The sequence below is a fragment of the Acidithiobacillus sp. TH-A67 genome (assembly GCF_057473545.1).
This window is the reverse complement of the sequence record NZ_JBYCKU010000003.1, coordinates 37355-49217: the sequence shown is the minus strand read 5'-3', so window position 1 is coordinate 49217 and position 11863 is coordinate 37355. Positions and strand designations below refer to the sequence as shown.

Genomic DNA, 11863 nt, shown 5'->3' with positions numbered 1-11863 from the left:
TATCTGCTTTTTCGCATCGTCTTGATTTGTTACCCAGTGGAACCATGCTGCGCTTGGAAATGCTGGCGCGAGAAATTCGCGAAGAACGGGTTATTCTTTCTTTTTACGGGGAATTTGCACGGGGAAAATCCGAGCTGATCAACGCCCTGTTCTTTTATGACCAAGAATACCGCTTCCTCCCCTCTGGGGTAGGGCAAACCACCATGTGTCCAGTGGAAATCTGTGCAGCAAGCGATGCCAGTATTGATTTCCTACCGATGCAGGCAAGCAGCATGCATCACAATATTCAAGACCTCAAGAAAGTACCGGAGAAATGGCGGCGCATGCCTCTGACTCTTGCCGATATGGAGAAAACCCAAGCGTCGCTGCACCAGATTCAGGAAATGCAATGCGTCCCTCTTGCAGAGGCGCGGCGCTTCGGGCTTTGCCCACCGCTGGATAGTGCGCGTCCACAACTTACCCGTTGTCCTTCTTGCGGCGAAGGCCGCGTAAAGATCTCCCGCTGGCGCTATGCACTGTTGCGTGTACCGCATCCCGTATTGGCAGCGGGCTTGATCGTCATTGATACGCCTGGACTGAATTCCCTGGGTAGCGAGGCGGATATGGGCCTCGATGCAACTCGCGGCGCAGATGCATCGATTTTTGTTTTGGGCGCGGATACCGGAGTGACGCAAAGCGATCTGCAAACCTGGGAGCAATCACTATCCATTCACAGCCGCCAGCGACAGCTGGTGGTGATCAATAAATGTGACCTCCTCGTCGATGAGATAGAGCCAACTACGTCGTTTGCGGAAAAGATTCGGGAGCAGTGTGACGCCGCGGCGCAGCGCCTGCAGCTCAATGGGAAACAGGTCGTGGCCATTTCTGCTCGTGAAGCACTACTGGGGCGCTTACGCAATCAGGAGGAGCGGGTCCGGGCCAGCGGCATCGATGATCTGGAGAATGCCATTGGCAATATCCTCATCCCGGAGAAGCGCAAGGAGATCGCTAGCTCGACAAAAGGTATTCTGCAGCGCGTGATCAGCGATCAGCGTTACGTTTTGGAGGAGCAGCTGGAAGCCGTTGCGGCTGACATGGAGAGTATGCGACGGTTGGAAGCGCAAGCGGGAGAACAGGTACTTGTCTTGATCGACAGGCAAAAAAAGATCATTGACAATCTGGCGGTCGACCGAGACCAATTTTTGCGGATGCAGCGTGACGTGAACACACAAGAAAAAGGAAAACTGCTGGAATCGCTATCCCTAGATGGGCTGGAAGAAATCGTTGAGCGCGCCAAGCACGATATGCTTGCGGTTTGGACAACGTATGGTATCTACGAGAGTTTTGGGAAGTTCTTTGCGAATACGATTGCCGGATTTGATGAGGCCTTGGCGCGGGCAAATCGACTATCGGAGAAAATGACGAATGCGTATCGTTCTTTGGAGCAAATTTACGCTCTACCAAAACTGGATACCTTGCCTTATATCTTGTTGCCGAGAAGGGCCGAACTGCTTGCCTTGTCAGATTACTATGAACGCTTCGGCAAGCGTCTGGAAATTGCTGCGTATCCTCAGGGAGTGGTAGTACGCAAGGCCTTTTTCAATCTTGCGAAGCAGGTTCGTACCTTCGTTCTGGAAACGCGCAACGATCTTCTGGAGTGGGTGGAAGAAACCTTTGATCTGATGAATTCGCATCTGCAGCGTTGCAGTTTGCAGGCGCAGGAAAAACTGACGGCGCTTACTGCAATCGCCGAATCATCGGCGAGTATTCAGCAGAGAATTGAAGACCTACGTCTGCGCGAGGCCCGGATTCACTACGAAATAGATGAGTTGGCCTCGCTACAGAGCGAACTGGATCGATATTTTCAAGCCATCCCAGACCTGGCGGGCGCGGCATGACGCAGGGTGCTGCTGTTGTTCACGCACCCTTTTTCTGGCGCAGAGTTTCTTCGTCGAAAGCCTGATCCAGGGTTTGCGACAACTGCAATACCTGACGAAAAAGCTGCGCATCCGCGTCATCGGCCTGGCTGCGAAGACGCAAGGCAGCTAGGCCAGAAAAGCAGTCTGCGCGGGTTACCTCACTGTCCGGAGCACTGCAGGCGTTGGCGTGATAGATACCCGTTAGGACCTCGCTCGCCAGCGGGTCTTCCAGCGTGCCGGCTTCTGCAGCCGACAAAGCGCTGCCCACATCCTGGCCGTGCAGGAGAGAAAAGCTCACATGGCTGTCGAGGAATTCCATCAGTTCGGCATAGGTCATCGGTATACTCCTGTCAGGTTGGGCGCATGCCACTGTTGAGCGAGACTCGACAGCTTTCGGCAACACGCTGAAAATAATACTGTAAATCCAAAGGTAAGGTGACGCCATCGAGTAGTCGAAGCAACTGCAAATCGGCGCAGAGAACCAGATCGATCAGGGATAGGCGGCCCACATAAAAACGCTGTTTGGCAAGCAGTTTGGCTAACGCCGGAAGGCGTCCCCGCTGCGCGAGTTGTTGGTAGCCGCCATAGCGGTCATTCGCTAGGGCTTCCAGGCTTTGGGCAAAACGACGTTCGCTTTCCTGGCGAAAATATTCCAAGTCTTCGGGATCATCCGAGATCTCGGCAAAGGCTGGTTGTACAGGAAGCAACAAGCGCTGCAGCAGCGCATCGAGATCCTGACGCCACTGACAAAAGGCCTGCCACTCCGCTGCTTGGAGTATACCGGTATACAGGGACTCGCCCCCGAGAGTAGCATCGAGAGCGGGGAGTTCGCTGAGCTCCCCGGTCCAGCACTGCTCGCCAATTTGCAGGACGGGTAATCGTGCAAAACCGAGATCGAAGGCGATTGCCAGATCTTGCAGGGGGCGGGCTTCTGCCTGGTAGCTGCAACCCTTGGCGCCAAGCAGTAGGCGCAGGCGGAGTGCCTGGGGGTCGGACCAATGAAAATACAGGACTGGTTCAGACAAGTTCGGCGCGCTCCAGAACGGCAGCCCATTGCGTTTCGCTGATGGGCAGAATGGACAGTCGGTTGCCTTTTCGTACCAGGGGGCTGTCGGCAAACGCCGGCCACTGGCGCAGTTCTTCGAGGGAGATTACCTTGGCAAAGCGGGCACGAAAGCCAACATCCACCAGATCCCAGCGCGGCTGCTCGGGGCGGGAGTTTGGGTCGAAATATTTGCTGCGTGGATCAAATTGGGTGGGGTCGGGATGGGCACTGCTGCGCACTTCGGCCAGGCCCACGATTCCCGGTACCGGAACCCGGGAGTGATACAGGAAAATGCCATCGCCAACCTGCATGGAGCGGAGAAAGTTGCGTGCCTGATAATTGCGAATGCCGTCCCAAGGTTCTTCGCCGCGCACGGCCAAATCATCCAGAGAAAAGGCTTCCGGCTCGGTCTTCATCAACCAGTAGGCCATTGGCTACGACTCCAGCGCCACGGGCTGACCCAGCCGTTGCTGGAGAATCCTGCCGAGATAGGCAGGGAGGGTCTGCCCCGAGCGGGAATCCACCCAGCTGCCGGCAGCGTTCCGGTCGAAGCGCGCTGGGCCGTCACTGCAGGCCAGCCAGATCTGTTCGACGGCTTCTTGCCGATTGAGGATGATTTCGCTGTCATCGGGCAGCCGCAGGGAGAGCACGCTATCGATGAGATCGGCCTCGACTTCCGGGGCCTGCGCCTCGATTTGCTCGAGAAGCCCTTGTAAACATTCCTCTACGGCTGCAGCAAAACTTTGGGTCATCGTGATCTCCTTTCGCGCCATGATCGCCTGCCCGACTCTGGGGAGCAAGTGTTTGCGGTTCCCGAACGTAGCCAGATGCGCTGTTCCTTGCGCAGAATGGGGCGACTGCTGGCATGCAGAATGAGTCCGCTGCCTTCCGGATGCGGCTGCAGGTGGCCGCGCGCCAGCAGATGGCGGAAGACTTGTTGCCAGTCGCGCGGTGGCAAACGTCGCCCAATGCCAAAGACCTGCAGGCGATGATGCTGGGCCTGACGGACCCGTGGCGTGTCGCGGCCAATGAGAATATCGATGAGGTGTTGCACGCCGCAGCGCTGGCCACTGCGGTACGCCGCCGAGAGGGCCATCTGCGCTGCCTCGCTGGCATCCCAGAGGGGCGGCGCGTGCAGGCAGTTGTCACAATTACCGCAGGGGTGGTCAAGCTTCTCGCCAAAATAGCCCAGCAGTTTCTGACGCCGGCAACCGACCTCCTCGGTCAGATCCAGCATGGCTTGCAGTCGCTCTTCCTCGGCACGTCGCTGTTCGCTGCTTGCCCCCGATTGCTGAATCATCTGCCGCAGCAGTAGCAGATCCTGCAGGCTATAGTGCAACCAGGCTTCTGCCGGCTTGCCATCGCGGCCAGCGCGCCCGGTCTCCTGATAGTAGGCCTCGATGCTTTTCGGTAGATTGAGATGGGCGACGAAGCGCACATCGGCCTTATCGATACCCATGCCGAAGGCAATGGTAGCGACCATGATCTGGGTCTTGCCGCTTAGGAAGGCGATTTGATGGGCACTGCGCTGTTCGGCGGGCAAGCCGGCGTGGTAGGGCTGCGCGCGATAGCCCACGCTCTGTAACCAGCTTGCCGTTTCCTCGACCTTACGACGGGACAGGCAATATACAATGCCAGCACCGCGCTGCCGCCGTAGAAACTCAGCGAGGGCTTCGCGCCCGCCGCTGCCCTGCTCGATATGGTAGCGGATATTGGGCCGGTCGAAGGATTGCACGAATACCTGGGCGTCGCCGAGGGCAAGGGACTGCTGGATTTCGGCACGGCTGGTAAGGTCGGCGGTGGCCGTCAGGGCAATGCGAGGTACGCCGGGGAACAAGGCGCGCAGGCGTCCCAATTGGCGATATTCTGGGCGGAAATGATGGCCCCACTGGGCCACGCAATGGGCCTCATCGATGGCGAAGAGGCTGATGGGTAGTTCGCGGAGAAGCCGCAGCATGCGTTCCTGCAGCAGTCGCTCCGGGGCACAGTAGAGGATGCGCAATTCCCCGGCGCGGAGCCGGTGTTCTATGGCGTCCGGATCGTTTGCTGCCGAGTGTAAGGCGGCTGCCGCAATGCCTCGTCGTTGCAGGGTCTGGACCTGATCATCCATCAGGGCAATGAGGGGCGAGACGACAATGGCGGTCCCCGGTCGCGCCAGCGCCGGTATTTGGTAGCAGAGCGATTTGCCGCCGCCGGTGGGCATCAGTACCAAGGCATCACCGCCGCCAATCAGCCGCGTTACGATGGCGTCCTGTGGTGGACGGAATTCCCGGTGACCAAAGGTCTCGCGTAGGATTTTCTGCGCTTGCGCCAGGGCGGGATCAGGGGACGAACTGGGTATCACGGGTACCGCGGACGAGGTTGGCAGCGGCGAGCAGGGTGCAACTGCTGGCCCAGATGAGAGCGGGGAAGAGAAATAGCAGGAAAATCAGGGTGAGGGTGCCGGCAAAGGCGGGGTTGTGGAGAATGCTCGTGCCGATGAGCAGCCCCGCCAGGGCCGAGAAAATCATGGCAAGGAACAGGGCGATACCTGCCAACACCAATCCCACCAGTAGCGGAAAAAACAGCCAACCGAGACGATCCCCAAGCAAGCGGCTCGCGCTGCGCAAAGCATCACGCGTACCCAGACCGTAGGCTGCGTAGAGCGCATAGGTATACTGAAAAAACGTACCAACGAGAAAGGAAACCACCAGCGTGACCCAGAATGCCGGGCGCTGCAGGATGGTGAGGGCCATTGCAGGGTCGTTGTGTCCCTGCAGCGCAAGATAGCCCGAAGACTGCAATAACAGCACGTTGATGATGGCAGGTGGCAAGGCGAGAAGCCAGGCATCGCGCTCGCGTAGGCTCCAGAAGGGTGCCAGCGCTTCATAGGGGCGGCCGGCACTGGCCAGGGCGATAGCACGAAAAAAGCCGATCAGCAGCACATTCGTCCACAGGCTCTCGAGGATCGTCCAAAGGATGCGCAGGGCGGCGGCCTGCTGCGCAGCAATGCCGAGGAGTACAAAACCGAAGAGTGCGATCAGGCCGAGGAGCAGGAGATTGAGGGAGAGACCCCAGAAGTGGGTGCGCAGGATCTTACCGGCACCGGAAAACACTTGACCCACCCCCACTCGAGTGGCGCTAAAGAGAGCTTCAGGCATGGCGGATAGTCTCCAATTGTACGCTGAAGGATGGGACTGGGATCGTGGACAGGTCTTTACACTGGATTTGGACGATGCGGGCGGGATCTCGATCGATGCGTGCCGCGCTGAGCTGGCGCCCCCACACGCAGCCACTGTCTAGGGCCAGCAGACGCTCTTGGACCAGCAAACCTTGGGTGGCCCAGTGCCCGCAGACGAATTGTCCCTCGGGCTGTCGCGCAAAGTAGCGCCCATGCCAGGGAAGGTAACTGTTATCCGGCGCCTCATTGGTCCAGGAGTAAAGACCATCTTCACGCACCCAGCGCGCTCGGGTGAAGACGGCAACGCGAAAGCGCTGGGCATCCGCCTCGTTGCGGCAGTCAGCCCAGCGCCGCGGTGCCTCGCTTTCCCAAAGTCCTCTCAAAAAGCGCTTCCAGTTCTTGCCGCAGAGGGCATGCTGGACTTCTTCGGCATGGCCGGCTGCATCTGCCGGACTCCATTCGGCATCGACGGCGGCGTGGACCAGATTCCAGGGCAGTTTACCATCGCTATAAAACAGCGGCTGTTGACGGAGCCAGTGAAAATAGTCGTCAGCCCTGCGGTCAGTGAGGAGGGCGGCCAGGGTGTCGCTCTTCTTGGCTTTGGCGATTCCAGCCCAGCGGCTGATGGCATAGAGGTCGTGGTTGCCCAGGACCAGGCGGATCCCGTCCTGCTGCGCATAGGCCCAAGCAAGCGTCGCGCGGCTCTGTGGGCCGCGATTGAGGAGATCGCCAGCAAGCCACAGACAGTCATAACTGCCAACCTGCGACAACAGCTGCTCCAATGCAGAAAAACAGCCCTGCACATCGCCGATTGCATAGGTCCCGTTTGGGGCGTCGATAAAATCGTTATTCAAAAACTGATCACCTGATCGCTGCTTTTCATGCTGCGCACGAGAGTCGCCATATTGCCAATCTTTACGCCTGGCAGGAAGGGGTCCCCCGCATCGTTGGGCAAGACTATGGCATAGATTTCGCCGCCGAGCTCGCGAATCTCTGCCAGCAGATCGTGATGCACTGCATGCGCAGCCCGAACCCCCGAACGCAAGACCTCAACCGCCGCCTCTAGGAAGAAAACTTTGACTTGAATGTCGTCGGCAAGAGCGGCAATGGCGGTTCGCAAGGCATGCAATACCGGGTTGCCCTCGCTGCCGGCGGCAGAACGGATCAGAACCGTCCATCGCATTGCGTTTTCGGGTCGTTGCATGGCTGCGATCCTCCGTTGCGGGCGAGGGCATGGAAAGATCTTCGCATCCCTGCTGTTTCCTTGAGTGTAGCAAACATTTGCTACACTCGCGGCGACGTGGCGATTTGCCGCCGGAGTAGGTACACTGGCGCCATTGTTTTTCTGAATCACAAAGGGCAATACCGATGGCGGCAAATATGGCAGAGCAAGAACCAGTATTCATGATCGAGCGGATTTACGTGAAGGACCTTTCTTTTGAGTCGCCGAACGCGCCACAAAGCTTTACCATGGCGGAGGCGCCTTCCGTGGATGTTGGCCTGAACACGGAAACCCATGAAGTGCCCGGATCGACGGATCTGGTCGAAGTAGTGTTGACGGTTACGGTGAATGCCAAGAGTGCGGACAGCACCTATTTTGCTGTCGAGGTTCAGCAGGGCGGACTGTTCCGCATGCAGAACATCCCGGCAGAGCATCAAGCCATCCTCCTTGCCGTACATTGCCCGACCATCCTTTTCCCCTATGCCCGTGAGGCGGTGGCAGACTTAGTTGGACGTGGGGGGTTCCAGCCGCTGCATCTGCATCCGGTGAATTTCGAGGCGCTCTATCAGCAGGCGCAGCTCGAACAAAGCCAGCACACCACCCAGTAATCCAGATATGGCAGTACGAACGGTGCTTGGGGCCGGTCATTGGGGCACGGCCCTCGCCGTTACCCTGGCGCGTCGCGGTGGCCAGGTGCGCCTATGGGGTCGATCACTGGATGCTTCGGCTTCCGGCTCCACCAGCCTGCCCTATTTTCCGCAGATTCCTCGGCCTGAGAATCTGCTCCTTACCCACGATTGGCAGAAGGCCGTGCAGGGTAGTCGGGAACTGGTGATTGCCGTTCCCAGCCATGCTGTACGTGATACCTTGCGCAGGCTGCGGCCCGCGCTGCCAAGGGATGTCGCGCTGACGCTGGCGAGCAAGGGATTGGAGCGCGACAGTCAGGCCCGTCTGGATGAGGTCTTCGCCCAGGAAATTCCAGAATGGTCCTGGGGGGCTCTCTCCGGCCCCAGCTTTGCCAGTGATCTGGCTTGTGGAAGGCCGCTCGCCATCACTCTGGCCAGTCATTCCTCCCGCTACCTGGATACCTGGGTACCGGCATGGCGCTCCGAGCAGTTGCGCATCTACCCAAGCTCAGATGTTGCCGGTGTCTGTCTGGCTGGCGCCATCAAAAACGTCCTCGCCATCGCTGCCGGAATTTCCGATGGGTTGGGAAACGGAGATAGCGCCCGCGCCGCGTTGATTACTCGTGGACTGGCGGAATTGCTGCGCCTGGGGGTGGCGCTGGGCGGTCAGGCCGATACCTTTTTTGGGCTGGCTGGCGCGGGTGATCTGATTCTTACGGCGAGCAGTGACCTTTCCCGGAATCGGCGGCTGGGGCTAGGCATTGGTGCCGGAAAATCACCCGCGCGGGTGCTGCAGGAGCTCGGCGAAGAGGTAGAAGGATGGCGCAGCAGTCATGCTCTGTATCATCTGGCGCTGGCACGGGGGATCGAGATGCCCATCGTCACCGAAGTATATCGTGTCCTCCACGCGGGTCGCTCCGCCGCAGAGGCTTCCCGCGCCCTGATGCAACGCGGGCAGGGTGAGGCCAACTGAAATTGGCCATGTTGCGCTTGCCCGGCGGTTCGGATCTGCAACGACGGATTCCTTTTGCGCCCTTCCGCACCATTGGCATTCTGCTGGTCCAATTCGTGGTCTTTGCGTTGTTGCTGCTGGGGGTGCTGCTGGTGCACACCAATCAAGATCTGGCAAAACTGAAAACCTACACGGCGAACATGATCCGCATTGGCGAAATCAACCGCAACTGCAGTCTGGCATGGCGCCAACACGGAGCCCAGGCCGCCATGCAGGTACTGGCCCGTGAGTTGCAGGATTTGCCCCCTGGCTTTGCCGCCCAAGGTGGCGGAGCGCAACTGAAACAGTTGCAGGCATTGTCGGCGCGCGGAGATCCTGCCGATTTGCCCCAGGTCTTTGCCAATCTCAGTGCCTGGAACCTCGCCGCCCATCTGCATGGGCGGGGCTTGGTGCTTGCCGCCGGTCATGACTCGCGCTACACCCTGATCGGCTCGGTAATTGCCCTGATCGCTTTCATGATCTTCGTCATCGTCACCCTGATCTTTTTCCGTACCCGCATCTTGAGTCCGTTGCGACGCTTGCAGGCGGCAATGGGCTCCCTGGAGTTGGGCAGCTTCCAACGGGTGGGAGAGGGGCACGCGGACCCAGGCATTGTTCCTCTGCTGCACTTTTATAACCAGATGGTGGGACGCCTGGAAGAGCTGGAACGGCAACGCCGCCGCTATCTGCAAGACCTGCAACAGGAGGTGCACGAGGCAGCCAGCACTCTGATGGCACAGCAGGCGGCAATGACCCGTTCCGAGCGCATGGCAGCGGTGGGCGAGGCAGCCGCTGCTTTTGCCCATGAACTGCGCAATCCACTGGCTGGACTGCAGGTTGGCTGTGCCAATATTCGTCGGGAAATCCACGATCCCGAGCTGGATGCCAGGCTGGCGCTGATGGAAGAGGAACTGCGGCGGGTCAGCCGCCTCCTCGATCAACAGCTGCGCGGTGCCCGGCAGGCAGGGGAGTCTGCGCAATGGGTGCAGCCCGGCGAGGTTGTGGAGGCACTGTTGAATCTCTTACAGTACCAGTTACCGCTGCAAATCCGCTTACGGCTGGACGTCGCGCCGGATCTGGGTGGGTGCCTGCTGCCGGTGGACCAGTTCCGGCAAGCATTGCTCAATCTGGTGCTCAATGCCCGTCAGGCCCTCGATGCCCAGGCTGGGGAAATCACGGTGGCGCTGTCCCGCGCCGAGGGCGGCCGTATTCGCTTGGTAGTGGGCGACGATGGACCGGGGTTTCCAGCCAATCTTCTGCGCGACGGCATTCGCCCCTTTGCCAGTGCCCGCGAGCATGGCACCGGCCTGGGACTGGCCATGGTGCGGCGATTCGTGCGCAGCCTGGGAGGAGAGGTGCAGCTTGCCAATCGACCCCTGGGTGGCGCTGAGGTTACCCTGCTGATTCCTTGCCCCACTCAAGTAGAGGAGAATTCCCGTGGCTGATCCCCTGCTGATCATCGAAGACGAGATCTTCCTTGGGCGGGAAATGCGCCGCTACTTCGAGAAGGAGGGCTGGCAGGTATTCTGGGCAGAGCGCCTGGCAGATGCCGAACAGTTGCTCAACGACGATCTCAATCCCATGGTCACCCTGGCCGACCTCAACCTGCCGGACGGCAATAGTCTGGATTTGCTCGACCGCTCCCGCGAGAAGGGTCTGCAGGGCGAGTGGATCTTTTTGACCGCCTACGGTAGCGTTCCGGATTCCGTGCGTGCCCTCCGGCTCGGGGCCTACGACTTTCTCGAGAAACCCTGCGAGATGGAACGTCTGGCCATGGTGGTGCGCTCTGCCGGGCGCGCCGCTCGGGCGCAGCGGCGGGTGGCGGACGACACCAGCCAGCATAGCCGCCGCTATGGTCCTTCCGCCTTTCTGGGAACGAGCATGGCGGCGCAGCGGGTGCGCGAGATTCTCCAGCGTCTGGCGCAGGTTCCCTATAGTGGTCTGATCATTTCGGGGGAGACGGGTACCGGCAAGGGCCTGGCAGCACGCATCCTGCACTACAGCGGATTACGGCGCGAGGGGCCGATGGTAGAGATCAACTGCGCTGCCTTGCCGCGCGAACTTCTCGAGTCCGAACTCTTCGGCTATGAGGCTGGGGCATTCACCGGCGCTACCTCGCGTCATCGCGGCTTGGTGGAGCAGGCGAATGGTGGGAGCCTATTTCTCGATGAAATTTCCGAGATGGATCTCGATCTGCAGGCCAAACTGCTCAAGGTAATAGAGGACCGCAGTTTGCGGCGTCTGGGCGCCGATCGCAGCATTCAGGTGGATGTCCGTTTTCTGGCCGCCAGTAACCGGGATCTCGATGCGCTGGTGGCGGAGGGACGTTTCCGGGCCGATCTCTACCATCGTCTCAGTGTCGTACGCCTCGCTTTGCCTGTCCTGCGCGAGCGCAAGGAAGATCTGCAGGAGCTCGTGCCGCATTTCGTGGCGGAGTTTAACGTGCATGCCGGCAAGCGGGTACGTCACATCAGCCCAGCGGTCTGGGCGGCCCTGGAGGCCTATGATTGGCCGGGCAACGTCCGGGAGCTGCGCAATGTGGTTGAACGCGGCGTACTGTTTTCGGAAGGAGAGGAGCTACCCCTGGAATGGCTGCAACTGCCAGGAATGAGCGCTGCAGGACATTGTCCGGCAGCGGGCAACTGCCCCCTGGATGATCGGCAGCAGATCGTCCTGCCCATCGATGGCAGTATGGATCTCGACAGCATGGAGCGGGAGATCCTCGCCCGGGTCTTGCAATCCACCGATCACAACGTCACCCAGGCGGCACGTATTCTGGGTACCACGCGCGAGACGCTGCGCTACCGTATCCGCAAGTATGGCCTGGCGAATGAGGAGCTCTGAGCTGTTTCGACTGTGGAAACTTGCGCGGGCGGCTCGGGGCGTTTACAGTCCCGCCTTAATTCCTTCGGCATGGACGT

General features: G+C 59.6%; 13 protein-coding genes. 5 read left to right on the top strand and 8 right to left on the bottom strand.

Annotation, left to right across the window (positions count from 1 at the left end):
- The coding region (locus AC2VNM_RS00440) for a dynamin family protein (protein WP_486912688.1) at positions 1 to 1877 on the top strand (1877 nt) is incomplete at its 5' end.
- 19 nt (positions 1878 to 1896) lie between these two features.
- Here the strand turns inward: AC2VNM_RS00440 and AC2VNM_RS00435 are convergent.
- From AC2VNM_RS00435 to AC2VNM_RS00400, 8 genes are read right to left on the bottom strand one after another with little or no spacing between them, the layout of a single operon-like run.
- Entirely contained in the window at positions 1897 to 2235 is a 339-nt protein-coding gene (locus tag AC2VNM_RS00435; RefSeq protein WP_483165830.1) for a hypothetical protein, read from the bottom strand.
- A gap of 13 nt (positions 2236 to 2248) precedes the next feature.
- Positions 2249 to 2923, bottom strand: a complete 675-nt coding sequence (locus AC2VNM_RS00430; protein ID WP_486912687.1) for a glutathione S-transferase family protein — start codon at positions 2921 to 2923, stop codon at positions 2249 to 2251.
- Positions 2916 to 3374 carry an EVE domain-containing protein gene (locus AC2VNM_RS00425; protein ID WP_483189482.1) on the bottom strand — a complete coding sequence of 153 codons (459 nt, stop codon included), beginning with the start codon at positions 3372 to 3374 and terminating at the stop codon, positions 2916 to 2918. The genes AC2VNM_RS00430 and AC2VNM_RS00425 overlap by 8 nt, the downstream gene beginning before the upstream one ends.
- 3 nt (positions 3375 to 3377) lie before the next feature.
- On the bottom strand, positions 3378 to 3695 hold the full coding sequence (gene cyaY, locus AC2VNM_RS00420) for an iron donor protein CyaY (RefSeq protein WP_215871005.1): 318 nt from the start codon (positions 3693 to 3695) through the stop codon (positions 3378 to 3380).
- Positions 3692 to 5287, bottom strand: coding sequence for a DNA helicase RecQ (gene recQ / locus AC2VNM_RS00415; protein ID WP_483165827.1), 1596 nt, complete (start codon positions 5285 to 5287; stop codon positions 3692 to 3694). The genes cyaY and recQ overlap by 4 nt, the downstream gene beginning before the upstream one ends.
- Positions 5265 to 6083, bottom strand: a complete 819-nt coding sequence (locus tag AC2VNM_RS00410) for a hypothetical protein (protein ID WP_483165826.1) — start codon at positions 6081 to 6083, stop codon at positions 5265 to 5267. Before AC2VNM_RS00410 ends, recQ begins: the two co-directional genes overlap by 23 nt.
- Complete coding sequence (locus AC2VNM_RS00405; RefSeq protein WP_486912686.1) at positions 6076 to 6957, bottom strand: symmetrical bis(5'-nucleosyl)-tetraphosphatase; 882 nt, start codon at positions 6955 to 6957, stop codon at positions 6076 to 6078. Before AC2VNM_RS00405 ends, AC2VNM_RS00410 begins: the two co-directional genes overlap by 8 nt.
- On the bottom strand, positions 6954 to 7307 hold the full coding sequence (locus tag AC2VNM_RS00400; protein WP_483165824.1) for a hypothetical protein: 354 nt from the start codon (positions 7305 to 7307) through the stop codon (positions 6954 to 6956). Before AC2VNM_RS00400 ends, AC2VNM_RS00405 begins: the two co-directional genes overlap by 4 nt.
- Before the next feature lie 176 nt (positions 7308 to 7483).
- Here AC2VNM_RS00400 and secB point away from each other — a divergent pair, with 176 nt between their 5' ends.
- From secB to AC2VNM_RS00380, 4 genes are read left to right on the top strand one after another with little or no spacing between them, the layout of a single operon-like run.
- Complete coding sequence (gene secB, locus AC2VNM_RS00395; protein WP_483165823.1) at positions 7484 to 7933, top strand: protein-export chaperone SecB; 450 nt, start codon at positions 7484 to 7486, stop codon at positions 7931 to 7933.
- A 7-nt stretch (positions 7934 to 7940) separates the two neighbouring features.
- Positions 7941 to 8924: an NAD(P)H-dependent glycerol-3-phosphate dehydrogenase gene (locus tag AC2VNM_RS00390; protein ID WP_483165822.1), complete on the top strand. Its 984-nt coding sequence runs from the start codon at positions 7941 to 7943 to the stop codon at positions 8922 to 8924.
- A gap of 8 nt (positions 8925 to 8932) precedes the next feature.
- Positions 8933 to 10387, top strand: a complete 1455-nt coding sequence (locus AC2VNM_RS00385; RefSeq protein ID WP_483165821.1) for a sensor histidine kinase — start codon at positions 8933 to 8935, stop codon at positions 10385 to 10387.
- Entirely contained in the window at positions 10380 to 11786 is a 1407-nt protein-coding gene (locus AC2VNM_RS00380; RefSeq protein WP_483165820.1) for a sigma-54-dependent transcriptional regulator, read from the top strand. Before AC2VNM_RS00385 ends, AC2VNM_RS00380 begins: the two co-directional genes overlap by 8 nt.
- Positions 11787 to 11863 lie beyond the last annotated feature (77 nt).